20 protein-coding genes, 1 tRNA gene and 1 pseudogene are annotated in these 25,783 nt (G+C 35.0%); 10 read left to right on the forward strand and 12 right to left on the reverse strand.

The features are described 5' to 3' along the window. Positions 1–10: 10 nt before the first annotated feature. The 3 genes from EOJ36_RS00650 to EOJ36_RS00660 all read right to left on the reverse strand — a co-directional run bounded on the left by EOJ36_RS00650 (position 11) and on the right by EOJ36_RS00660 (position 1,630). Positions 11–511 (reverse strand): T9SS type A sorting domain-containing protein, encoded by a 501-nt coding sequence (locus EOJ36_RS00650; protein WP_127802090.1) that lies wholly within the window; start codon positions 509–511, stop codon positions 11–13. Positions 512–568: 57 nt separating this feature from the next. Further along, positions 569–997: a deoxycytidylate deaminase gene (locus EOJ36_RS00655; RefSeq protein WP_127802635.1), complete on the reverse strand. Its 429-nt coding sequence runs from the start codon at positions 995–997 to the stop codon at positions 569–571. 120 nt (positions 998–1,117) lie between these two features. After that, a complete protein-coding gene (locus EOJ36_RS00660) occupies positions 1,118–1,630 on the reverse strand; it encodes an FKBP-type peptidyl-prolyl cis-trans isomerase (RefSeq protein ID WP_127802091.1) in 513 nt (170 codons plus the stop codon). Between the two features lie 81 nt (positions 1,631–1,711). Here EOJ36_RS00660 and holA point away from each other — a divergent pair, with 81 nt between their 5' ends. Beyond that, positions 1,712–2,755, forward strand: a complete 1,044-nt coding sequence (gene holA / locus EOJ36_RS00665; protein WP_127802092.1) for a DNA polymerase III subunit delta — start codon at positions 1,712–1,714, stop codon at positions 2,753–2,755. Here the strand turns inward: holA and EOJ36_RS00670 are convergent. Further along, positions 2,752–3,489 carry an SH3 domain-containing protein gene (locus tag EOJ36_RS00670; RefSeq protein WP_127802093.1) on the reverse strand — a complete coding sequence of 246 codons (738 nt, stop codon included), beginning with the start codon at positions 3,487–3,489 and terminating at the stop codon, positions 2,752–2,754. The two genes, holA and EOJ36_RS00670, sit on opposite strands and share 4 nt — an antisense overlap. Positions 3,490–3,625: 136 nt before the next feature. Here EOJ36_RS00670 and EOJ36_RS00675 point away from each other — a divergent pair. The 3 genes from EOJ36_RS00675 to EOJ36_RS00685 all read left to right on the forward strand — a co-directional run bounded on the left by EOJ36_RS00675 (position 3,626) and on the right by EOJ36_RS00685 (position 5,944). Continuing rightward, positions 3,626–3,698 (forward strand) — tRNA-Lys (locus EOJ36_RS00675). Between the two features lie 75 nt (positions 3,699–3,773). Then, on the forward strand, positions 3,774–5,144 hold the full coding sequence (locus EOJ36_RS00680) for a M20/M25/M40 family metallo-hydrolase (RefSeq protein ID WP_127802094.1): 1,371 nt from the start codon (positions 3,774–3,776) through the stop codon (positions 5,142–5,144). Next, the gene (locus EOJ36_RS00685) at positions 5,141–5,944 is read left to right on the forward strand and encodes a ThuA domain-containing protein (protein ID WP_127802095.1); all 804 of its coding nucleotides are present in this window, start codon (positions 5,141–5,143) and stop codon (positions 5,942–5,944) included. The genes EOJ36_RS00680 and EOJ36_RS00685 overlap by 4 nt, the downstream gene beginning before the upstream one ends. Here EOJ36_RS00685 and EOJ36_RS00690 read toward each other — a convergent pair. From EOJ36_RS00690 to EOJ36_RS11905, 5 genes are all read right to left on the reverse strand, one after another. Further along, complete coding sequence (locus EOJ36_RS00690; protein ID WP_127802096.1) at positions 5,933–9,682, reverse strand: tail fiber domain-containing protein; 3,750 nt, start codon at positions 9,680–9,682, stop codon at positions 5,933–5,935. The genes EOJ36_RS00685 and EOJ36_RS00690 overlap by 12 nt on opposite strands. Positions 9,683–9,701: 19 nt before the next feature. Next, positions 9,702–10,394, reverse strand: coding sequence for a hypothetical protein (locus EOJ36_RS00695; protein ID WP_127802097.1), 693 nt, complete (start codon positions 10,392–10,394; stop codon positions 9,702–9,704). A 127-nt stretch (positions 10,395–10,521) separates the two neighbouring features. Then, positions 10,522–11,694: a helix-turn-helix domain-containing protein gene (locus EOJ36_RS00700; protein ID WP_127802098.1), complete on the reverse strand. Its 1,173-nt coding sequence runs from the start codon at positions 11,692–11,694 to the stop codon at positions 10,522–10,524. Between the two features lie 25 nt (positions 11,695–11,719). Next, a complete protein-coding gene (locus tag EOJ36_RS00705; protein WP_127802099.1) occupies positions 11,720–13,930 on the reverse strand; it encodes a xanthine dehydrogenase family protein molybdopterin-binding subunit in 2,211 nt (736 codons plus the stop codon). 47 nt (positions 13,931–13,977) lie between these two features. Further along, positions 13,978–14,160, reverse strand: coding sequence for a hypothetical protein (locus EOJ36_RS11905; protein WP_164847799.1), 183 nt, complete (start codon positions 14,158–14,160; stop codon positions 13,978–13,980). A 124-nt stretch (positions 14,161–14,284) separates the two neighbouring features. Here EOJ36_RS11905 and EOJ36_RS11910 point away from each other — a divergent pair, with 124 nt between their 5' ends. Together EOJ36_RS11910 and EOJ36_RS00715 are read left to right on the forward strand one after the other, a co-directional pair. Beyond that, positions 14,285–14,434, forward strand: coding sequence for a hypothetical protein (locus tag EOJ36_RS11910; protein ID WP_164847800.1), 150 nt, complete (start codon positions 14,285–14,287; stop codon positions 14,432–14,434). A gap of 6 nt (positions 14,435–14,440) precedes the next feature. Next, on the forward strand, positions 14,441–15,139 hold the full coding sequence (locus EOJ36_RS00715; protein WP_127802100.1) for a 6-phosphogluconolactonase: 699 nt from the start codon (positions 14,441–14,443) through the stop codon (positions 15,137–15,139). A gap of 157 nt (positions 15,140–15,296) precedes the next feature. Here the strand turns inward: EOJ36_RS00715 and EOJ36_RS12090 are convergent. After that, positions 15,297–16,121 (reverse strand): annotated as a pseudogene (locus EOJ36_RS12090) (hypothetical protein); the annotation flags it as partial. A 290-nt stretch (positions 16,122–16,411) separates the two neighbouring features. Between EOJ36_RS12090 and EOJ36_RS00725 the strand changes: the two are divergent. The 4 genes from EOJ36_RS00725 (at position 16,412) to EOJ36_RS00740 (ending at position 23,270) form a co-directional block, all read left to right on the forward strand. After that, a complete protein-coding gene (locus tag EOJ36_RS00725; protein ID WP_127802101.1) occupies positions 16,412–17,044 on the forward strand; it encodes a hypothetical protein in 633 nt (210 codons plus the stop codon). Positions 17,045–17,134: 90 nt separating this feature from the next. Further along, positions 17,135–18,955, forward strand: coding sequence for a T9SS type A sorting domain-containing protein (locus EOJ36_RS00730; protein WP_127802102.1), 1,821 nt, complete (start codon positions 17,135–17,137; stop codon positions 18,953–18,955). A gap of 15 nt (positions 18,956–18,970) precedes the next feature. Beyond that, positions 18,971–21,979 (forward strand): amidohydrolase family protein, encoded by a 3,009-nt coding sequence (locus EOJ36_RS00735; protein WP_127802103.1) that lies wholly within the window; start codon positions 18,971–18,973, stop codon positions 21,977–21,979. Between the two features lies 1 nt (position 21,980). Then, complete coding sequence (locus EOJ36_RS00740; protein WP_238944367.1) at positions 21,981–23,270, forward strand: amidohydrolase family protein; 1,290 nt, start codon at positions 21,981–21,983, stop codon at positions 23,268–23,270. Between the two features lie 154 nt (positions 23,271–23,424). Here the strand turns inward: EOJ36_RS00740 and hemN are convergent, their stop codons facing one another. Together hemN and mgrA are read right to left on the reverse strand one after the other, a co-directional pair. Beyond that, on the reverse strand, positions 23,425–24,777 hold the full coding sequence (gene hemN / locus EOJ36_RS00745) for an oxygen-independent coproporphyrinogen III oxidase (protein ID WP_127802104.1): 1,353 nt from the start codon (positions 24,775–24,777) through the stop codon (positions 23,425–23,427). Further along, on the reverse strand, positions 24,777–25,775 hold the full coding sequence (mgrA, locus tag EOJ36_RS00750) for an L-glyceraldehyde 3-phosphate reductase (protein ID WP_127802105.1): 999 nt from the start codon (positions 25,773–25,775) through the stop codon (positions 24,777–24,779). Before mgrA ends, hemN begins: the two co-directional genes overlap by 1 nt. Positions 25,776–25,783: the final 8 nt, after the last annotated feature.

A 25,783-nucleotide genomic window follows, 5' to 3' on the forward strand; every position in this document is an offset into this window, starting at 1 on the left:
GATATAAAATTTAATCAACTTTCAAGACTTTAGTAGAAGTTATAAAAAGAGGAGATTCTATTGAAATAAAATAAGTTCCTGGTGCTAGATTACTAAAATCTATGTTTAATCCATTTAAAATTGAAATTCCAGTTTCTTCACTCTGTTTGACTATTAATCCTAGAATTGAATAGATTCTTAAAATATATTTATCTTCTAACGGTATTTGCTTTGCAAATTTTACCAGTGCATTAGACTTAAGAGGATTAGGGAAAATAAGTAGATAATTGTCTTTTAATTGATTGGATATTTCACAGGTGATTACAAATTCACCTGTAGATCTAGCACCCAAATAAATAATTAAACCGTTTTCAATTTGTATACAGGAATTATTATTTTTAAAAACTGTGGGGTTTGAAAAGGTTGGGTAGCTATTTAGGTTTCCAAAACTGGACATACTGAATTGTTGTCCGAAACTAAGGCTAGGATTTATAATAGTAAAAAATATAAATAGATAAAGTAGCTTTTTCATCGAAAAGCATTTTTTCCTCAATCTACAACATTTTTTTTATGGACAATAAATTAATCTTTAATTCTTTACATACTGCACCACCTCAACCCCAAATCTCCTCAGAAAATCAACCCCTTCATCGCTTGGTATTCCTTTGTAGGCTGCATAAGATTTCAAAAAAATCACCTTTTCTATCTTCATTGAATAGATAATTCTTGCACATGAAATGCAAGGAGATAATGTCACATAAAGGGTTGAACCTTCTACACTTGCTCCGTTTTTAGACGCATAAAGTATTGCGTTTTGTTCAGCGTGCAATGCCAAGGAGCAAGAACCTTTAGAGTCTCTCGGACATCCATCTGGCCCAAATTCTTCATCGCAATTATGTGTTCCAGCCGGCGGACCATTATACCCAATTGATATAATGCGTGTGTCTTTTGTCAACACAGCCCCCACTTGTGCCTTGGTACAATGAGATTTTTGCGCCAAATTTTGCGCTAAATCCATGAATATTTGATCAAAACCGATTTTCACAATTAACAATTCACAATTAACAATTAACAATTAACAATTCACAATTAACAATTCACAATTAACAATTAACAATTAACAATTAACAATTAACAATTAATGTTGCACCCCACCTGTTCCATGAACGTGTCCGTGGTCGATTTCCTCTGCAGTTGCAGCTCTTACCTCTAATACCTGGCCTTTAAACATTAATGTTTTTTCTGCTAAAGGGTGGTTAAAGTCCATTGTAACCGTTTCTGGTTTGATTTGAATGATCATACCTTGCATACGATTTCCTTGATCGTCTGTCATCGGGATGAAATTTCCGATTTTTAAAAGCTCTTCATTGTCTTTTCCATCAATTTGGAACAGATTTTTAGGCAAATCTACAATGGCATTTGGGTCAATTTTGCCATAAGCATCTTCTGGTTCTATGGAAAAATCAAACGTATCTCCAACTGCTAGGCCTTCTAAATTATTCTCAAAGCTTTCTGGTAAGCCACTCATGCCTTGAATAAAGCCCATGGGCTCTTCTGCATTTACGATTTCTGCTAATTCAGGATTTCCGTTTTCGTCTGGGAAAGATAATTCGTAACTTAAAAGTACGACTGTATTTTTTGTGATCTTCATCCTGTAAAATTATAAAAAATAAGGGAAAATAAGAATTTAGATTAATTTGAAAGAAAGCTTTTCTATCTTTGCAGGGTCAATATGAATAAAAGTCCACAAGAAGTTTTAAAGGACATTAAGTCCAAAAATTTAGCCCCAATTTATATAATTCATGGGGATGAGCCATATTTTATCGATTTATTGACAGATTCATTTGAGGCCAATGTTTTAGATGAATCAGAAAAGGGATTCAATCAATTTATTTTTTATGGTAAAGACCAAACCCTAGCTGCTATTCTTTCGAATGCTCGTCGATTTCCAATGATGGCCGAAAGGCAGGTTATTTTGGTAAAAGAGGCAAGTTTTTTAGAAAGTATAGGGAAGGGAAAATCGGATAGTAAAGATAAAGGAATTGATGATTTGAAGCTTTGGGAAGAGTATTTGAAAAATCCCATGCCTTCTACCCTTTTGGTTTTTACGGTTAAAACTGCCTTGACTGATAAAGCTAAAATATTTTCTTCCGTAAAAAATCAGGCGGTGGTGGTAAGTTCTCCAAAGGTGAAGGAAGATAAAGTGGCTGCTTGGTTGAAAGATTATTTGTTGCAAAATGGACTTCAAATTAATCCCGAGACATTAGATTTGATGGTATCCTTTGTGGGAACAGATTTGAAACGAATTGCTTTTGAGGCCGACAAATTAATAATTAATTTACCCAAAAATACAGTTGTAGGTTCAGAAGAAGTTGAAAAATACATTGGATTAAGTAAAGAGTATAATTATTTTGAATTGCAAAAAGCTATTGCCTATAAAGATGTGGCTAAGGCATCTAAGATTGCTTTTCATTTTGCACAGCAGGTAAAACAAAATCCGATTGCACCTTGTTTGATACAATTGTTTAATTTTTTCACTAAGGTTTTATTGGCCCATGATGCTGGAAATGTTTCAGATAGTGAATTGGCTCGCGAAATTGAGGTAAATCCTTATTTTGTTCGTGATTATGTGATTGCCCGAAAAAATTACAGTTTACCTAAGGTGGTTCAGATTTTGGAACAGATTAAAAATGCGGACCTAAAATTTAAAGGTATTTTAGGCAATCCATCTGAGGCAGACCTTTGGCTCGATTTAAGTTTTGCGATATTACACTAGTCGATAAACAATAAATCTTTGGTTTTGATATAACCAATTTCCCCTTCAATCAGGCAAGGGACCCAATCTCCCCTTTTGAAAATGTAATTTATATGTGTGCCCTTTGGTAGAATTTGAACCACAGGTGCTGCAGAAGAGGCAAAGTTGCGTGCATAGGTTTTTGTATTTGCACAAAGTCCTTGCGAGATAAACGATGGAAAATTATTGATTGCCAATAAGATAATGAGGTAGATTAAGAAAATTCCAACTTGATTTTTTGAAAAAGATTGGTTTTGGATTTTTTTAAGAAAAAGGCTTAGTCCCATTAAAATTGCGGGGAAAATTAAAATAGAAATTATGTAGCCGTAATAATTGAAGTAAAACCATTGTAAACGCGCCCAGATGTCCAGATCGTATCCTTTAAGCTTTCTTTTTTCGGCTATTTCATTCATTCGTTTAGAAATGGCCCAGCTGGCTTTTTGGGATTGATAAGAAGACAAGAAATATAATTCGTCTAACCAGTTATTTTTTTCTTTGGCAATGAAGGCAAGTTTTAACAAGATTTGTTTCTGTGCGGGTTTATTGCTTTCTAAATTTTGGTTATAGATTTTTTCAGCTTCTAGCAAATGGTTATTTTTAAATAACAAATCTGCCTTTTCAATTTCTACTCTATCTATTTGGGAATTAGCAATTTGAGCGATTGTGAAAAAAAAGATAAAGAAAAATATAATTTTATTTAGGGATTGTATTTGCATAATTCAAAAAACTATCTTAGTTTTGCACCGCAATAAGGGAAAAAAGTTTCTGATTTGCAAATGAGACTTGCCAGTGGCAAAGGCTCACATAGGACTCCAGAGTGGGTCACTAAAAATATACAAGCGTAAGCTTGATGATTCCGTAGCTCAGTTGGTAGAGCAATACACTTTTAATGTATGGGTCCTGGGTTCGAATCCCAGCGGGATCACAAAAAAAGCCTTTCAATCGAAAGGCTTTTTTGTTTTAGATTCCCTATCTTTAAAAGCATTTTCCTTATTTATCTATGAAATTACATTTCCTGCCTTTATTGGCATTGCCTTTTTTGTCAAATGCTCAATCAAACATCGATAGTTTATTTATCAAAAAGATGTCGGATGAGATCATGACAAATGGGAAGGCCTATGATCTTTTGTATGAATTAACTAAAAAAATAGGTGGTCGATTGGCCGGCTCTCCGCAGCAACAAAATGCAATTGTGTGGGGGAAGAAAAGTTTAGAGGCGATTGGGGCTGATAAAGTGTATTTACAGCCTTGTAAAACTCCCAATTGGAAACGCGGTGGTAATGATTATGTTGCAATCGTTGGAGTCAATGGTGAAGCAAGAATGCAACCACTGGCAGCATTTGCCTTAGGAAATTCGTTGAGTTCTAATGGTTTGATAGAAGCCGAAGTAGTAGCTATTACAAGTTTTGATGAATTGGAAAAACGAAAGGATGAGGTGAAAGGCAAAATTGTTTATTACCATAGTGTTTTCGATCCAACGAAAATTCAAACATTTAAGGCCTATGGCGAAAGTGGCGCATTTCGTAGAGCTGGGGCTAGCAGAGCAGCAAAATATGGTGCAAAAGCGATCATGATTCATTCTTTGAGTACTGCTCCTGATAATATGCCCCACACAGGAAGCATGACGTATGATGAAGCCTATCCAAAAATACCAGCTGTAGCCTTGGGTCCCAATGACGCAAAAATGCTGTTTGGACTAGCAAAAAGTGGACCTGTTAAAGTTCAATTACAGACTTATGGATTCTTCCTTCCAGATGCCGATGAAAGCAATGTAATCGCAGAAATTCGAGGATCTGAATTTCCTGATGAATTCATTACTTTAGGTGGACATTTAGATTCCTGGGATGTGAACGAAGGAGCGCATGACGACGGTGCTGGAATTGTACAAACCATGGAAGTTTTGCGGGTTTTTAAAACCTTAAACTATAAGCCGAAACGAAGCATTCGTTTTGTGCTTTTCGCCAATGAAGAAAATGGAGTACGTGGCGGTAACGAATATGCAAATCAAGCCAAAATCAATAAAGAAAATCACATTTTTGTTTTCGAAAGTGATGAAGGTGGATTTACACCACGTTCTATAGGAATAACGGCCCCTCCTGCCCAATTGGCTAAATTTCAGTCTTGGACTCCCCTTTTGAAGCCCTATGGATCTGAAATTACTACTGGAGGTGGTGGAACGGATATTGCTCCAATGTTAGGTGTTAATAAATCAACCATCTTGGCAGGCCTCATCCCTGATAGTCAGCGCTATTTTGATTTACATCATGCGAAAACGGATGTGTTTGAAAATGTGAATAAAAGAGAATTGCATTTGGGTGCAGTGAACATGGCAGCAATAATTTATTTAATTGATAAATACGGAGTAAAATGATTAAAACTACCATTCTATTTCTTTTTTGTGCTTTTTCAACCTTTGCACAACATTCGTTTTCAGTGTTGGTTTATACGAAAAACGGAACAGGTTACGTTCACGATAATATCCCTTCTGCTGTTGCGGCCGTTCAGCAATTAGGAAAAGAAAATCACTTTAAGGTAGATGTTTCTGCAGATCCTTCAGTTTTTGAAGAAAAGAATCTATCAAAATATAAGCTTCTGATTTTTACAAGTACTAACAATGATGTTTTCGACAATGATCAACAGCGCTTAGCCTTTCGTAGATATATGGAAGCTGGAGGTGGATTTGTAGGCGTTCATTCAGTTACAGGCACCGAACGCAAGTGGAACTGGTTCAAAATGATGGTTGGTGAAACATTTACTTGGCATGCGAAATTCCAGCCATTTAAAGTTATCAATATTGCACCTTCTCACTCATCCATGAAGGGAGTTCCCTTGAAATGGACAAAAGAAGACGAGTGTTATTTTGGAGCAGAATTATACCCCGGTATCCAAACACTAATGATGCATGAGGTTTCAAGCTTAGATATTTCGCAAAAAGACCTTATCGACAAAAATAAAGGAGTATTTGGTAATTATTTTCCAGCAGTTTGGACCCAAAACTTTCAGGGTGGACACGTTTGGATTACAACCCTTGGCCATGCCAAAGAAAATTACCAGGACCCCACCTATTTGAATCACCTTTTACAAGGTATTAATTTCATTGCCAAACAGGTGAATAAAATTGATTTCTCCAAGGCTTTTGCAAAAGGAAAAGACGATGGGTTAAGGTTTTAGTAAAGAATTTACAATTTTCTCTAATTTTTCAATTCGCTTGTTTTGTGTCTCTATTATTTGTTGTTGTTCTTGGATTCCTTTGGTAAGGATTGGGATAATCCCTATGTAATTTAAACTCAAAATTTTATCCTTATCGTCTGATTCTTTTACCAATTGGGGTAATATTTTTTGGACTTCTTGGGCAATGAATCCGTTTTCATGAATTGCATATTTATCATCTTTTAAAGTTTGTTTTTTATCATATTTGACTGGATTTAATTGTTTAATTAAATCAATTGAATTTTTTAAGGGAAAAATATTTTGTTTTAATCGAATATCTGAGCTTATTGAAATGTTACTAGATTCTATGGTGCCATCTACATGTAAATTTCCGTCACTATTTAACCCCATTCCTTTTTTTTGGCCAGCTTCAGGTCCAATTCGGAAATTAATTGTTGAATAATTTGGCTGTAATAATTGACCTGGGTCATTGAAATTATCAAAATACATATCCGCCTGCATGGTTCGGAAAACCATATTGCCATCCCCATCTAATTGGAATAGACCCTTATAAGGAGATGATGGGTTATTTGTTTCTGATACAAATCCAATAGAAGAACCATTTGCACTAGAAGGAGTTTTTTCTGGAGAAGATAATTGAATGCCGTATTCATCTGTACTATTTTGTCTAACTACTAGAGGAAAATTTGGAGTGTTCATTCCAATGCCCAACCTCTTAGTTAAATTGTTCCAGTATAATTTTGAGTCTGAATTAATACTATTTGTCCCATCATAAAAGGCTAATTCACCGGTATTGTTTGTGCCAGTTCCTGTAATTGGATTTGTCAGGGCATCTTGCTTGTTATCAAATCGTGTATAGTCAGTAGAGGTTAACAATCCTGTTGTGGATGTATTAGCATCTGGAATGTTATTAGCTCCACCAACAGTAGGTGCTTGCCAGTCGGCTGTTCCATCTGCCTGTATAGTTAGTACATCTCCTGTATCCCCTGAAACGCTTGGGAATTGTGTATTTCCAATTTTAATTAAACCAGGGAATCTAGTTGATCCATCATCACTGAAATACCATGTTTGTAAATTGGCTGGATCTCCAGTAAATAATTGGACACCTTCTTCTGTATACTTGCTGCCAGAAATATACGTAGGATGGTAATTGGCATCATTGTATTGTATGGTGAAGTCGTTATTTGTAGTGGTGATGGTCGTTGGATCAATTGAATTATTTCCCAGAAATATATTTCCAGGAACATAGGTAGCTCCATCATCTTTAAATCGCCATCTATACTGGTTTCTATTAGGATCTCCCACTAAAATGTTAGCATCATCTTCGGTAAACTTTATTCCAGTAATATAAGTTGGATTTTGATTGTCATCATTATATCGCAAGGTAAAGTCAGGATTCGTTGAACTGATAGTGGTCGGGTCATCTGGATTGTCTCCAACAATTAAATTTCTCGGAAATATTGCGTTACCATTATTACCATTAAAAGTCCATTTTAAAGGACCAAATTCAATTGTGGATTCGTTTTCTTTAAGTGTTAAGTAATTATAATTGCCATAATTTAGTTGAGTCCATTCTGCCCCCCAAGGTGCAAATAAATCTATAGAACCTCTCGAATCAGGATCCATTTCATTTATATTTTGAATGTCTCCTAATTTACTTCCATTTTCAAATTCAATAATTGAAGGAACTCCATTCGGTTTTAGATCCATTCCAATATTATTTCCAAAAAGTTTGAATCCAGTAATGCTCTGATAGTCTGTTGTCCTGTCAACAAAATTTTGATCTACATAGCTCTTGTTTGCTTTGGCATCAAGAGCAGTCTGCTGTGCTGTTGAAACGGGTTTATTGACATCAGCGATATTGTCAACGTTTCCTAAATTCACAGCAGATTTATCCAATGTCTGCCAAGATTTATCACCTCTGTAATATTGCGAGCTGGTTCCAGCTAAAATACTGGGTTCTTTTGTCAGTAATCCGGGAACAGTTGGTGAGTCTGCCGTGCCGGCTAAATCGCCAGTTAATTTAATTTTTCCTTTTAAACTTGATGAGGCATCAGCTACCCCCGATGAAACAGTGGCATCTACATAGTCTTTGATAATTTTTACGGAAGGATATTTTGTTGTGGATGTTGCATCTGCAGTAATATCAGTTGATTTATTATTGGCATCTTCCTTCAACGCCAAAGAAGTATTTACATCCAAGGTATTTGCTTTCAAGTTCAGCGCAGTCTGCTGTGCCGTTGAAACAGGTTTGTTGACATCAGCGGTATTGTCGACATTCGCTAAATCCACGGCCGATTTATCCAATGTCTGCCAAGATTTATCACCTCTGTAATATTGCGAACTGGTTCCTGCTAAAATACTGGGTTCTTTTGTCAGTAATCCGGGAACAGTTGGTGAGTCTGCCGTGCCGGCCAAATCGCCAGTTAATTTAATTTTTCCTTTTAAACTTGATGAGGCATCAGCTACCCCCGAAGAAATAGTGGCATCTACATAGTCTTTGATAATTTTTACGGAAGGATATTTTGTTGTGGATGTTGCATCAGCAGTAATATCAGTTGATTTATTGTTGGCATCTTCTTTTAATGCCAAAGAAGTATTTACATCCGACGTATTTGCTTTTAGATTCAGCGCAGTTTGCTGTGCTGTTGAAATGGGTTTATTGACATCAGCGGTATTGTCGACATTTCCTAAATTAACTGCCGTTTTATCTAATATCTGCCAAGATTTATCACCTCTGTAATATTGCGAACTGGTCCCAGCTAAAATAATGGGTTCTTTGGTGATATCTGTGACTGAAGAAGTAGCGGTACCAATCGTTGCATCAACATAATCTTTGATAAGTTTTACTGAAGGATATTTAGATGTTGAGGTTGCATCATTTTGGATACTTGTTGATTTATTATTTAGATTTTCAAAAGTGCCTCCTAAATTATTGACAGTACTTTGGATGGTTTCTGAAAAATGTAACACCTGTTCAATTTGATTTGAATTATCGTTTAACCGTTTATTGAACGCAGCTTGTGCATTATTTAATGTAGTAACCGAATTTGCTAATTGTAAAATTTTTGTTGAATCTGTTTGCAAGGTTGAGTTGATGGAATGAATTTGTTGATCAACAATTAAAAATGCATTCGCATTTTTTGATTCAAAGTTTGATAATTCGGTACCAAGTGACAATATGTTATTTGTGTTATTTTTAATCTCCTTGTTAATGGGTTCCAAATCTTTATTGACCAAAAAACCTACATCATTGGCGAAATCACTTAAGTTTTTGGGTGCAGATCGTACATTTTTATAATCTACAGATTCTGCATAAAAGGCATAAGGTGTGTAATTTAAGGGTTGATTGCTGACTTCTTTATAATTATTTCCTCCATCAAAATTGATACTTACTTGTAAAGATTTTGTATTTGAATCCCATTGAATGGCATCAAAATTTGGGTATTTTCCATTATTTTTTAAAACTTCTCCTTTTCCAATGGTAAGAATTATTAAACCAAATTCATCAGTAATAGTTTGTTGAACCTCCTCGTATTCAATTTCGGAGATATTTTTTAATGAAAATTTAACCCAAACTTTTCCATTGGATAATGGTTGGCCGGTAATTGCTATCCCAGGAACATCTAAAGGTTTTGGATCTAAAATTACTGCCTGGTAATGAATACCCTTCTCACTTTGCGAAAAAGAATGATTTGAAATGAAAAGAAGTAAAAGAATTGCATAAAATTTTTTCATCAAATTATTGTTTTTAAAACTAGTTTATGGCAAGTGTTAGTCCAATTGCCAGCAATTGACTGTCTATGGTTAATTTTCCTGTGTTTGATTCCGAAGGGATTAAGGAAGATTGATAATTGTAGGAAATAATTAAGTCAGTAGTTGTATTGACTTTGGCAGTAATTGCAAGTCGAAATCCTTTGAAAAATTTTATTCCATCAAACTGTGAATTTCCTGAAAGCGAATAAAATGAGCTGGCAGTTTGTTGTTGTCCTTGAAGTAATTTATTAGCAATTATTTGTGTTTCTGCATGGATGGAAAATCGTTTTACCAAATGAAGCACATAACCTAAGCCGATCGTGGCTCCTAGGTAATCTGTGTTATAAAGCAGGGCAATTTGTTGGATATTACCTACGGCATTTAGTTGGGACATTTGGATGCCTGCACTATATGTAAATTGACTTAAAATTTTCGATAAAAGTGGTTTTTTTGAAAATTTTAATACCTTTTCAGGAGATTTTGATTGTAGGTTCAATGTATCTAAAAAATTCCCTAAAAATGTTGCTTGTATTGTATTACCAGTTCCAGATTTTAAGTAATCTACTTGATAGCCTTGAGAATTTTCTAAATGATAGGTCGATATATTTCTACCAAAAGATAAGTTTAGTTTTTGACTATATAGGTTGGGAGTAATGAAAAATAAGGTCAATAGTTGTAGAACTATTTTTTTCATGTTAAATGCATTTATTTATTTGAAAATAAAACTACATTTAGCCAATAATATCGCCTATTATTTTTCTTTTAGGTTTATCCCATATTCCGAATCTGAAACTAATTACAAATTTGTTTACACATAATTTTTAGATTTCAAATCCAGAAAGATATTCAGATGGTGTACTGTTATAAAAACGGTTAAAGGCTCTATAAAATGAGCTTTTGGATGAAAATCCAGATTCTAAAGCAACGGCCTCAATTGTAAAATTATTAAGTGTTTCTTTATTTAGCTTTTGTAAAAAATGCGATAATCGCTTTTCATTTAGATAATCATTAAAGCGCTTATCGTAATAATTATTTATAATATAAGATAAGTCTCTAATAGGGATATTTGCTTCAACTGCTACCTGACTTACTGTCAAGTTGGGTTTTAAATAAGCTTTTGAATTATCAAAATAAGTTTCTAACTGTTCAATTTCTTTTGAATAATCTCCATAAATAAATGGAATTTTATCCAATTCATTTTCAATAAGTTTAGATTTTGTTTCTTTATATTTTACGAATGGTAAACCAGTAAGTGTTTGTGGATAAATTAGCAAATAAGTACAAATAACAAAAAAAGAAATTCCAAGTAAAAGGTTGGGTATTAGGTTTAAGAAATTGTTACTAAATAAATTTTCAATTGAAAAATATAGTGCAATTGAACTTAACAATGCTAAAAGTATACAGGTATTTGCTGCAGTAAAAACTTTCAACCAATTAAGGACTAATTTTATTTGAATTGCTATTTTTTGATTAGGATTTTTAGAATTGAATTTATAAATGAGTTCCCATTGAAAAATTAAATAAATAATAGCTTGAATTGGTCTAAATAAAAAAAATAGATTTTCTGAAAATAATCCTTGTTGTTTTTGAATGGAAAAATTTTTGTCATTTATAATTTGAATAATCAGTTGAATTTTTTCCGAATTAGGACGCAAATAAAAAGGTAAATAATTTATACTAAAGAAAAGGAAGGGTAATAAATGTAAGATGTCTATTTTATTGAACTTTTGTTCATTAAATAACATAGATCTTACATAAAAATATCCTAATGGTGGAATTAAAAATGTTATTGGTGCAGCTGTACGGTAAAAGAAGGGAACTTCTAAAATGGTTCCAGTAAAAATTAAAATGTAAATAGTAACAGTCCAAATTTGAAATAATATAAAAAAAGATAATACGTAATCTGAAAAGGATCTTATCGCATTTTTTTTAACAAGTAAAACAAATACTGAAAGTAAACCACAAATTATACTAGCTTTTAGGAAATCTATCATCTTATAAAACTTTTACAATTTATTCTCAGCTAAGTTCCTCCACAAACGGCTGGTTATACAGCCTCTTCCCTTTAGCTTGATACAAGGCATTTGCTAAGGCCGCAAATACGGGTGGATAAGCGGGTTCTCCCATGCCAGAGGGGTCAATTTCGTTTTTTACATATTGCACATCAATGGCTTTTGGGGCTTCATTCATGCGAATCATGCGGTAAGTATGGAAATTGTTGGCCTGTGGTACGCCGTTTTCGATGGTCATTTTGCCGTACATGGCCGTTCCGATACCGTCTACAATGCTTCCTTCTGCCAAATTATATAATCCGTCGGGATTAATGACAATTCCACAATCGATGGCGCAATATACTTTATTTACGATAGGCTCTCCATTTTTGATTTCAAGGTCAATTACGTGGGCAGCGTATGAATCGTGACAGAAATAGGCAGAAAAGCCTAATTTTTTTGATTTTTTTAGTGTATCCCAGTTCGATTGCTTTCTGGCCAATTCAATTACTTTCGCATAGCGATCTGCTTCGTACTCATTGTTTTGGCCCACTGGTTTTTCTTGGGCTCGATGCAATAATTCCAATCGGAAATCTATGGGATCTTTTCCTGCCACTTCAGCCACTTCATCCAAAAAGGATTGTTCTGCTGCCGCAATAAAATTGGAACGTGGTGCACGGAAGGAACCGACAGTAATGTTAGAATCAATGGTCCAATCTTCAGCCAAATAATTGTCCACCGCTCCTGCTGGGAAACGGTTGGCATATAAGGGTGACTCTGGAATTCCACCAGCTTTTACATGGAAACCAATCAAATTGTTATTTGCATCCAAGGCAGCTCGATACGTTGCGGTATAGGTTGAACGGTAAATTCCGGCTGTCATGTCGTCTTCACGGGTGTACAATAAATTTACCGGTGCTTTAACTTGTTGCGATATTAAAGCGGCTTCTATTAACCAGTGGGCATAAGATCTTCGACCATATCCCCCACCTAAGCGAGTCATTTTAATGTCGATGTTTTCAACTGGGATGTTTAATCGGGCCGAAAGAGCTTGTTCTGTAAACTCGGGTTTTTGCAAGGGGCCTGATAATTCTATTTTATCGCCTTTCACATCTGCAAAAAAATTCATAGGTTCCATACAATTGTGGGCCAGATAAGGACCATTGTACGTCCTTTCAATCACTTTTGCAGCATTTTTAAAGGCTTCGTCTACATTTCCGTCTTTTCTTCGAACAGTGGCTGGTTTGTTCAATTGTTCCTTCATTTGGGACAAATGAGTGTTGGTATTTTCCAATCCTGCTGGAATTTTTTCCACCAATTTCCGGCCCAACATGTTTCGATTTTGCGTGTAAGAAGTAATCGGCTGCCATTCAGCTTTTACTTCTTTTTTAGCTTTCATAACTGCCCAGGTTGAAGTTCCAACAATGGCAATCACCTCATTAAATGTGGTGGTATCGAAAAAGGTTTTTTCGTAGTTTTCGTTAAAAATTTTGATGGAAAAGGCATCTACAATGCCTTTCATTTTTTTGATGGGTGTTGCATCAAAACTTTTTAACGTTAAACCAAAAGCTGGTGGATGTACAACCATGGCATGCAACATGCCTGGTTTATGGGTGTCTATGCCATATAAAGGTTGACCGGTAACAATTTTTTTGATGTCAACATTTTGTTGCGAATGTCCAATGATGTTGAAGTCTTTGACCGATTTCAAAGGAACATTTTTAGGAACCTCTAACTTACTTGCCAAATCGGCCAATTCGCCATAAGTAGCTTTTTTGCCAGATTTTTGATGGATTAAGACTCCTTTATCAGTTGTAATTTCTTCTACCGGAACTTGCCATTGTTGAGCTGCCGCTTGGCGTAATAGTTGTCGAGCCGTAGCACCTGCATTGCGAAGCGTGTTCCAACCCGAATGAATGGCCTGACTGCCTCCTATAAATTGTCGGGTAAAATGCTTGGTATCTAAATCGGCTTGAATAACTTGAATTTTTTTAAAATCAACATCCAACTCCTCTGCCACAATCATGGGCATTGAGGTTTTTACGCCTTGTCCCGCCTCTGGGTTCGGCGACATAATCTGAATGATGTTATCAGAAGTAATTTTAACAAATCCATTTAACTCTGTTAACGAATTTGTGGCCTGTACAGATGTTGATTTTCCTGTGGCAAACACAGAAAAACTTAACATAAATCCGCCCCCTGCCAAGGCTGTTGATTGTAAAAAGGATCTGCGGTTCATAGGTTCTTATTTTACACTCCCGCTCAGCTCTGCTGAGTGGGAGAATACTAATTTAATCCTTTTTTCGCTAAAAACTCATACAATAAATCAGCAATTTTTATCTTTCTCAAAATCTTCTTTTTTGATTCCAATGGCACAAACCGAATCCGATGAACTGGCAATGTAGTAGGATATCGTTCCATAGATACTGTTGCTTCATATATGAACGAGGAGGCAGTTGGAAATGCCATTCAGCAGAGTTGCTAGGGAAGATTTGTTTATTACAACCAAATTGTTGATTCAAAGAGATGGATTTGATGATGTTTGGTGCAGAAATTATTGCTGCTGTCAATCAAATTGTATACCAAGTCTCGAATGATTGAAAATTTCTCCATTTTCGATTTTGCTTTAAGTGAATCGGATCTAAATGAAATAAAATCCTTAGATTTGAACTCTAGTCAGTTTTTTGACCATCGAGATGTTAATATGATTCAGTGGATGGCCGACAGAGATTTGAAAATATAGTTTTTTATGAACATTACTTATTTAGATTCATACGCAGCTCTTTCTGAAAAGGCTTCATCTATTATTGTACAAGAAGTGGAGGCAAATCCTTCTCTTCTATTTTGCGCTGCTACAGGTGGAAGTCCTACTGGAATGTATGCAGAAATGGCTAAAAAGAAGGAAGTTTTTCAGCAAATGCGCGTGATTAAAATGGATGAATGGGGTATTATCCCCTTGTCGCACAAAGATTCTTGTGAAACCTACCTGCATCAACATTTGTTAGGTCCTTTAGGCATTCCAACATCTCGTTATACCACATTTGATACCTCTCCCGAAATGGTGGAGGCAGAATGCAAGCGAATCAATGAATTTATTGGGGTAAATGGTCCTTTAGATATTTGTATTTTAGGATTAGGTAAAAATGGTCATATAGCCTTCAATGAGCCTGCAGAAACTTTACAGCCTGATTTTCATAAAGCTATTTTGGCTGAAAGTACTATTCAACACGACCCTGCGCTTTCAGCTGGTTCAGAACCCGCTTATGGACTTTGCGTGGGCATGAAAGGCATTATGCAATCGAAAAAGATTATCTTTTTAATTACCGGCAAGGGCAAGCAAGATGCTTTGAAACGAATTTTGACCAAGCAAATTGGCAGCGACTGCCCTGCTTCTTTTTTATGGTTGCATCCAAATGTTGAATGCCTAATTGACTCGTCTGCGGTTTAAATTTAAACGGACTTCTTTGATTCCATACTATTTTAGGCTCAAGCAAAGGAAAAATCCAAGATAAATTTTGGTGAATTAGAGGGTTTGTATGGCGCATGAAACCGATTAATTCAACCGGCTCTGCCCCTATTGAACTTTTAATTTCAAGGGCAGTTCGACCAAAATTTATACTTGAAAAATGTTGGGCAATTCCACAAGCAATTATATCGTACAACATATTCAAATACAGCATTTTTTCTCGCTGTATACTTTCTTCGTACCCTAAGAAATACGTTTCTAATTCCTTTCCATGACGGATTATTGTAGTGAATCCAACCAATTCATCTCCTAAATAATATCCACGTAAGATGAAATCCTCTCCCAGCTGTTTTTTAAACTCGTAAAAATGATTCTCTGGTAGAAAAAATGTATTGATAGGCGCATTTTGCGCCACATGTAAATAAAGTTGATGAATTTTTGCTTGGTTCGATAAGATATCCTCTACGCTCAGTTCTTTTGAGATAAGCTCTGCACCTTTTTTTCTACATCGTTTGAATTGATCTCTGTATTTTTTTTGCAAATCATTTACATAATCTGCTTCACTTTTCCAATTCGATTCAATGGAAAAAAGCATGGCAGGTTGTGTCGAAAATTCAAAATCATTTTGGAAAGTTGATGAGGTATTTTGAGTCACATTAAAATCTTTGATAAGTTTAATGTGGGCCTTTTTGTTCCAATTTTTAGCGATTAAATCTAAGGTTTCAACAACTTTTTGTTCATTTGCTTGGGGAGAAACGGCATAAGCATTTTGTCCGCTCAACATATTATTTCCCCAAATGAAAATTTTAGATGAAAAATTTTTGAAAAGAAAATTTCGAACTTGACTTTTAAAACAATTATCTCGATTGCCAAAACTGTTCAATGCCTCTAATTCAAGTTCTTGGATAAGGGCAGTTGCCACTAATTCCTTTTCATCAAATAAACCTACAAAAGTGCATTGCATGTTTTTGGGTGCAGCATTTTCAAGAACTTTTAAATACTTTGTTTGAAGAAAAATGCAAGAAGATGAAACAGAATCCCAGGAATTTGGTAAATCCTTTACAGAATTGAAAAACTGGTACGAATAATTGTTTGTCAAGGTGTTGGTAATAATAAGTTTAAACAAACTCAAATGGACTAAAAGTTCCCTTTTTCAGATATTTTTTATTTTAGACAAAAATTGTACTATTTTAATATGTCGATAAAATTTATTAATTTTGTTTTTGCATTTAAAGTTCAAATTGTATTTAATTTATGAAAAAATATCTATTATTAATCGTTTTTTTATTTTGTGTTTTTACGGGATATTCTCAAGTGGGTTCCATTGAATTGAGCACAGGAGGATTTTCATTTATTCCTGCATTTACCTCAAAAGAGCCTAATATTATTATTAATGCAGGTACAAATCAGACAAAGAAATTAACTGGAAATATCATGTTTATGACAAGGGTGAGAAGTATGACTCCCAATACGGTTGTAATCATGACACGCTACAAATTAATTGACCGTAAGTTTAAAGCTATTTTAGGAGTTCATTTACCCGCTATGCAGGTAACACCAGATTATCAAGTTACTAGTTTTTTTGGACAAGAATTAGCGACCTCCTATCCTATTTCAAAAGAATGGAACATCGGAACTTTTACCTTGCATGGAAAAGGGAGAAATTCAGATTTTGAAGCCCTATTGTTGGCAGGAAATGCCATATTTCATAAAAAAAGTTGGGGAGTAATGAGTCAGGCTTACTATTTAAATGTTGGTAATTTAACAGGGTTGGCAGAAACGCTAACTTATGATATCAATAAAACATTTCAATTGAAAGGTTTTATAAATTATACATTTACGGATGCTTCGGTAATTGGAACGGTTGGTGTGAAGTATAATCTGTAAGATCAATTTTATATTTTGGGGCTTTAAAAAGAAATTATTTGATTAATTTTTCAAAGAGATTATATTTGTTATTGCAACAATAATAATTGAATGATTAAAAAAATACTTTTTTTCTTATTTATAAATTTTATCTTTTTCCCGACTTTTAGTCAAATCATAGGTGATTTTTCATTTACTGGATTACCACAAGATAATCAGTTGTATCCTAGAAATTCTGCAAATGTTTCAGAAATAAGAATTTCTTGTGTTTCTGCAAAAACAACTTCTCCTAACCTAAAGATGTTTTTATATAGGAATCAAGCCTTCAAACAGGTTGTTTTACCTATTAATCAAATTTTCACGTTTTCTGTAAAATCTGAATTGGCAGAATATGATTTGTCCTTTTACTCTTATACTGGTAAAGATTCTGTATTAATAGTTAAAAGATCAAATATCGTTTCAGGTGATATAATTTTAGTTTCTGGACAATCCAATGCCAAGCTTGGGCCGATGAACAAAAATGTGTATCAAGGTGAGTTTTTAAGGACATTCGGTAAAAATTCTGATCAAGAGATTGATTTGAGTTCCTCTTATAATTTGTCTGATACATTATGGAGTCAACATAAGTTGAATTTAAATCTTGATCCCATTGCGGCAGATTATATGGGCTTGGGCCTTGGTCCTTTTGCTTCTGAGGTTGGTAAAAATTTAATCGAATCTGAAGGAATACCCATTGCAATTATTTCCAATGCTCAGCCAAGTTCCACAATTGATTATCATTTAAATTTATCAGGTGATTTGAAGAGTCCCAAGGGAGGTGATATTATGTATTATAAATTGGCTAAAGCCAAATTATTGGAAGCTGTCAAAACCATTATTTTCGTTCAAGGGGAAGCCGAAATATTAGGAAATGTGGCAAATACCTGGGTTTCAAAGTTTAATTTATTAAAGTCGAATTACTTAAAGTATTTTCCAAATTTAGTAAACTGGGCAGTACCTCAATTGAATATTTATCCTTTTAAATCTAGTTATTCAGCATTTTTAAGAGATGAACAGAGGCGAATGTCAACCCAAACTAACATGATTTCATGGGCTACTGTGGGAAATACTGGATTTGATGGTTTACATTATTTTGGAAATGCCTATAAAAGTGATCCTAATAATTTATATGCCTTCGAAAATCAAGGATATTTTCAAATGGCAAAAGAAGTTTCTAGAATTATTAGTAAAAAGGTTTATAATAAAAATTATGATCCGCAAATTCAAAGTCCAAACATTCAAAGAGCTTATTTTCCTGATGGAAAAATAAGAAATAAATTGATTTTGGAATTTGATGAAGGTCAAGATTTAGTTTTTTCTACAGACACTACAGTAACTGATGCTTCTGGTAAAAAAGTTACTCATTCGTTGAAAAATAACTTTTTTTGGCAAGCCTATAATCAAGGATCAATGGGCGCCTATATTACACAAATTTCAGCTTCAGGTAATAAATTGACTTTAAATTTTAATGTTGATTACGATGGAGAAATAATTAGTTATTTGCCAGAATTTCAAGGCGATAATTCGAATACGACTAATCCAGAAAACTATCCATTTCCAGGTCCTTTCCTTAAAAATAAACTCGGAATGCGTGCTTTTGCATTTAGTAATATTAAAATTGAATCTATTTTTCAAAATTTGGATGAATTCGAATTGTATCCAAATCCTGCTGGAGAATTTCACGATTGGATTGAAATGAAATGGCCTAAAAAAATCAATGGAACGGTAAGTATTTTAGATTTATCTGGACGAATAATTTTTACTAGGAAAATAACTGATCAACAAATTATTAATATTAACCTATTTGCAGCTGGATTAAAACGAGGAAAATATTTTATAAACTTCCAAAGTGATGCTGGTGGAAGTTTTTCAAAAACAATCATCAAATACTAAAAAAACAATTTATCTATGAAAAAACTTATTTTGACCAGTGGGTTTTTCATGAGCTTTTTATTCCTTAAAGCCCAAGAAACATTGCCCATTAATGGTATCCGCGACGTCCGATCTGGAACATTTGTATTCACCAATGCTACCATCATTACCCAGCCGAATACTAAATTGGAAAAGGCCAGTATACTCATTAAACAGGGTAAAATTGTAGCAATTGGAACCCAAATTAGTATTCCAACCGATGCGCAGGTAATTGATAGTAAAGGAAGATTCATTTATCCTTCGTTTATAGATGCCTATACCGATTACGGATCATCCTCGCCCCAAAATACAGGTAGATCATTTAATTGGGGAGCACCAGCACAATTTAAATCCAATAAACCAGGAGCTTTTGCATGGAATCAAGCCTTGCATCCTGAAATAAATGTTGTAGAACAGTTTTCTGCAGACGAAAATATCGCTTCAAATTTCAGATCGAATGGTTTTGGTACTGTTTTTACCCATTTGAAGGATGGAATAATCCGAGGCACAGGTGCAGTAGTTTCACTAGGTAAAAAAAATGATCAATTATTGGTGTTAAAAGCTAAAGCTGCCCAAGTATTTAGTTTTGACAAAGGTACTTCTACCCAATCTTATCCAACTTCTTTGATGGGAAGTATTGCACTTTTGCGACAAACCTATTTAGATGCCAAATGGTATCAAACCAAGCCTCTTTCTGAAGGTTTAAATTTATCACTTGAAGCTTTTAATTCGAATCAATCTATACCACAAATATTTTTGGCAGGAGCAGATAAATGGGCAGCCGTTCGGGCGGATAAAATTGGAGATGAATTTGGTGTGCAATACATCATTCGAGGTGGTGAAAGTGGGTATCAAAGAATTGCCGAGATCCAAAAAACAAAAGCGAGTTATATTTTAGATTTAGATTTTCCTAGTACTCCAGATGTTGAAGATCCTACACAGGCTAGATTATTGTCTCTGGCAGATATGCGCCATTGGGAATTGGCGGCAACCAATCCAGGCGTATTTGAAAAGAATAATATTTCATTTGCCTTAACTCAAGATATGAAGGATTCTAAAAGCTTTTTGTCGAATTTGAAAAAAGCAATTTCCTTGGGATTAAGTGAATCAAAAGCTTTAGAGGCCTTAACTAAAACTCCTGCTCAAATGTTGGGAGTTTATGATCAGGTTGGTTCCTTGGAAGTGGGTAAATTGGCTAATTTTATCATTACCGACTCTCCTATTTTCTCCTCAAAAGCTAAAATTTTAGAAAACTGGATTGCTGGAGATAAATTCACGATTTCAAGCGCTGATTACCCAACTTTCAGTGGTAAATACACTTTAAAAATCAATGAAAGCAATTATCAAATTGAGCTTTCAAAAGATTTGAAATTAAAAGTAATAGGAAAAGATACACTAGATGGAAAGGCATCCTTTGCCAATAACACGGTAACCTTAAGCTTTGCAGCGAGTAAGACTTCCAATGATTTGATTCGTTTAAATGGAAATTTATTGGGCTCTGAATTAACTGGAACAGGTTTTGATGCAACTGGACAATCAATTGTTTGGAATGCTTCTAAAGTATCCGAGGCATCTGAGAAGAAATCAGAGGAGGAAAAACAAAAATCCAATGACTTGATTTCTAAAATTACCTATCCATTTATGGGATATGGAAATGAGGTTCAACCTGCGCAAGAAACAATTTTAATAAAAAATGCAACCGTTTGGACTAATGAAAAAGACGGTATTTTAAGTCAGTCGGATGTCTTATTAAAAGCTGGTAAAATTCAAAAAATAGGTAAAAATATTTCTGAGGCAGGTGCTAAAATCATCGATGGAACAGGTAAACATTTAACAGCTGGTATTATTGATGAACACTCGCATATCGCCACCGTTTCTATCAATGAAGGTGCACAGTCAGTCACTTCAGAGGTTCGTATTGGGGATAATTTAGATCCAGAGGATATAAATATCTACCGTCAATTGAGCGGTGGAGTTACTTCTTCTCATATTTTACATGGTAGTGCTAATACCATTGGAGGACAAACGCAGTTGATAAAACTTCGTTGGGGAACAAATGACGAAGGTTTGAAATTCCAAGGGGCTGATCCATTTATCAAGTTTGCCTTAGGTGAAAATGTAAAAAGAACTACTTCTATGTCCAATAATCGCTACCCTGACACGCGTATGGGAGTTGAAGAAGTATTAGTCGATGCTTTTGACCGTGCGGCTGAATATGATAAAAATATGAAGGCCAACCCTTTGCTTACAAGAAGAGATTTAGAATTAGATGCTTTAGTGGAAATTATGAACAAAAAGCGTTTCATAACCTGTCACTCTTATGTTCAACCTGAAATTACCTATACCATGCGTGTGGTTGAAAATATGAAAAAGCAAGGTTATGACTTCAATATTAATACGTTTACACATATTTTGGAAGGCTATAAAGTAGCTGATAAAATGAAGGCACATGGAGCAAATGTTTCGACATTCTCCGATTGGTATATGTACAAAACTGAAGTTCAGGATGCTATTGCCTATAATGCTGCCATTATGTATAACATGGGATTGAATGTTTGTATCAATTCAGATGATGCAGAAATGGCGCGCCGATTGAATCAGGAAGCAGGCAAAACAGTTAAATATGGTAATGTACCAGAAGTAGATGCACTGAAAATGGTTACATTGAATCCGGCAAAGGCTTTACATGTTGATTCTAAAGTAGGAAGTATTAAAGTTGGAAAAGATGCAGATGTTGTACTCTGGACTGATAATCCTTTAAGTATTTATGCGAAATCACTTTATACAATTGTAGATGGAGTGGTTTATTTTGATAGAGAGAAAGATGCTCAAATGCGAGTTAAGATCTCTGAGGAGCGTAATGCTTTAGTCCAAAAAATGCTGAATGATAAAAAGTCAGGAGCAGCAACTAAACCTGTAAAACCAAGTGGTAAGGCACTTTTATTATGTAGCGACCATGATGAGCAGGATGAAAATCATACACATGAATCTCAAACTATTGAATAAGATGAAAATATATATAAAATTAAGTTTAATTACCTCCATAGGTTTTATACCTTTTATGGGTAATTCTCAAGAAACGATCTACCCAAGTTCTGCCCAAAAGGGAATAACCGCTATTACTCATGCAACAGTTCATGTGGGAAATGGAAAGGTTTTGGAAGATGCAAATGTGGTCTTCGAAAATGGAAAAATAACCTCAGTCGGGCAGGCCACTATCCCATCCTCCGCAACAATTATTGATGCAAAAGGGAAAAAAGTTTATCCGGGATTAATTTTGCCAAGCTCAGATATTGGTTTGCATGAAGTAGGAAATGGAGTGCGCGGAAGTAACGACTTTTTAGAAATTGGCGAAAATAATGCCAATATTCGCTCTATTGTGGCTTATAATGCCGATTCTAAAATTCTTGGCGTATTGCGTGAAAATGGAATTTTATTGGCAGGTGTAGCTCCAAGTGGATCTTTAATAGAAGGCCTTTCTTCAGTAGTTCAATTTTCTGCTTGGAATTACGAAGATGCTGCATATAAAATGGATAATGGGTTATACATCAATTTTCCAAATTATTCTACAAATCCCAATGCACATGGTCCTGCTAGCTCTTTGCAAAGGTCAAATGAAAGATTAGAGACAATTCGCCAATTTTTCAATGATGCAAAAGCTTATTTGGCTGAAAAGAACCATGTCTCCACAAATCTTCGCTTTGAAGCTATCAAAGGCCTTTTCAATGGCACTCAAAAATTGTTTGTTCGCGCTAACGGGGTTAAGCAAATGCTATTAGCAATTGAGTTGGCGCAATCTATTGGATGTCCACTGGTGCTTGTAGGTGCATCAGATTCCTATCAAATTGCTCCTATTTTGGCAAAAAACAAGGTCGCAGTTATTTTGGAGGAAGAACATGCCTTACCTTCCATGGAGGATGATGATATCGATCAACCGTATAAAACAGCATCCGTTTTACAAAAAGCTGGAGTTTTATACTGTCTAAACGATGGTCATACAGAATCTCGCTATCGTAATTTGGCATTTAATGCAGGTACCGCTGCCACCTATGGCTTAAGCAAAGAGGAAGCCTTAAGTGCCATTACCAAAAATACAGCTGAAATTTTAGGTATTGCAGATAAAACAGGAACTATCGAAGTAGGAAAAGATGCGAATTTGTTGATCTCAAAAGGTGATATTCTTGATATGCGAGGAAATCAGCTTGAAAAAGCATTTATTCAGGGAAGAGACGTTTCTTTGGATAATAAACAGAAGCAGATGTATGAGAGGTATAAATTCAAGTATAACTTGAAGTGAAAAGTCTAACGCTCAGCTGTGCTGAGTGTTGAATATTTTCAAAACATATTGTTTTGAAAAAAAAAATAAAAGCCGAGAGTTTAAACCCTCGGCTTTTATAAAAACTACAAGTTTTTTTCATAGCCAACACTCAGCACAGCTGAGCGTTAGTATTTTAAATTGCGCGACTAAAGGTTTTTGTTGTTCCAACAGTTTTCAAATCAAACGCCCTACAAATATTCCTTAGAAAGTGGAGGCCTAAAGCAGTTATTTGAAGTCCTTTTTCATTCCAATTGATGAATTGATCTTTTTCAAGTTCTTTAAGAATTGGAAATGAAAATTTCTTTAACAGTTCTAAATCTTTTTCTTGAAACTCCGTTTTACCGTTGCATGCAATATCTAAAATGTATTTTCGCATGGATTGGTCCGTTTCGCTTAAAAAATAACCTTTAAAAACTGCTAAGTGGCCTGATTGTATGCGTGCATAATAATCGTGAATGGTTTTTTCATTTTGAGCAAATCCATAAAATGCATCAGAAATGCTCGAAACACCTAATCCTAACAGTAATCCCGTTTGCTGTACCGTATACCCCATGAAATTTCGATGCAGTTTACCCTCATTTCTGGTTTTAACCATTAAGTCAGTAGGCAGTGCAAAATGATCCATTCCAATGTCTTCGTAACCGTTTTCTGTAAATAATTTTCTTCCTAATTGATACAAAAGTATTTTTTCATTTGCTTTGGGTAAATCATTTTCATCAAATAATCGTTGAACTTTACTAGTCCAAGGCACATGGGCATAACTGTAAAAAGCAATTCGGTCGGGCTTTATTTCCAAGGCGTCTTGAATGGTTTTTTCCATTCGTTCAAGGGTCTGCAAGGGTAAACCATAGACTAAATCTAAATTGACCGATTCATACCCTATTTCTCTAGCCCATTTAACCACCTGAATAACATTCTCTTGGGGTTGGATGCGATTTATAACAGTTTGTATTGCCGGATTACTATCCTGCATGCCAAAACTAACCCGATGAAATCCTAAATCAAATAGCGTTTTTAGGTGCTCATAAGTCGTATTGTTGGGGTGTCCTTCAAAACTATATTCTGGATTTTGGGGAACTATAGAATCTTTGAAAATATGCTCAAATATTCGTTTTAGGTTATTTGGCGAGAAAAATGTGGGTGTTCCTCCACCAATATGAATTTCCCTCAAAATTGGTTTTTGAGAAAATAAGGCCCTATATATATCCCACTCTTTTTGAAGGGCTAAAATATACTCCTCCTCAACATCGTGCGTATTGGAAATTTTTCGATTACAACCACAAAAAGTACAAAGTTTCTCACAAAATGGTAAATGCAAATACAGGCTGATCCCCTCCTTTTCATTACACTCATTAAACCTTTTAATCAAAAACGACTTCCATTTTTCTTGATCCAAATTTTCCTCCCAACTCATAACGGTTGGGTAACTTGTGTACCGGGGAACAGGAACATCGTATTTTTTTAATAAATCAAGGGAAACCTCCATTAAGCTTTTAAGATTTGGTCAATTTGTGTTAATTCAGGTTGAGTGAATGTTAAATTATCCAAACACTTTATGGAATCTATTAATTGTTGCGGACGACTAACCCCTAAAATGGTTGAAGTTACTCGTTTATCTCTCAATGCCCAAGATAAAGCCATTTGAGCCAAACTTTGTCCACGATCTGCAGCCAAATTATTTAAATTATGAATCATCTTCAATTGATGTGGATCTATTTGACCTGATTCGATTGCACCATTTCCTCTCCCAGAAGCAGCACGTGAATCAGCTGGAATTCCTTTTAAATATTTGTCGGTTAACAATCCTTGTGCTAAGGTTGAAAAAGTGATACAACCCATTCCTTCCTCCTCTAAAACATCCAATAAACCATCTTCAATCCAACGGTCTAACATAGAATATTTTGGTTGGTGAATCAAACAAGGAGTTCCCAATTGTTTTAAAAAAGTGGAGGCCGCCTTTGTTTCTTCTGGAGAATAAGATGAAATTCCTACATAAAGCGCTTTCCCTTGTCGCACAATCAAATCCAAAGCCGCCATGGTTTCTTCTAAGGGAGTATTAGGGTCTGGACGATGGTGATAGAAAATATCTACATAATCTAATCCCATGCGCTTTAAACTTTGGTCTAGGGAAGCTACCAAATATTTTTTGGATCCATAGTCCCCATAAGGACCCTCCCACATTTTCCATCCTGCTTTTGTAGAAACAATGATTTCATCTCTATGCGACTCAAATCCTTCTTTCAATACCTTTCCAAAAGTTGTTTCAGCTGATCCTGCAGGTGGACCATAGTTATTTGCCAAATCGAAATGTGTGATACCTTTGTCAAAAGCCAAATGAATCATTTCTTTGGCATTTTCATAAGAATCAATCGCTCCGAAATTGTGCCAAAGTCCTAAGGAAATGGCAGGTAATTTAATGCCACTGTTACCACAGCGATTATATTTCATTTTTTCGTATCTGTTGGGATCTGCTTTATAATTCATTTGCTAAT

This window comes from Sandaracinomonas limnophila (assembly GCF_004005965.1).
GTDB classification, from domain to species: domain Bacteria; phylum Bacteroidota; class Bacteroidia; order Cytophagales; family Spirosomataceae; genus Sandaracinomonas; species Sandaracinomonas limnophila.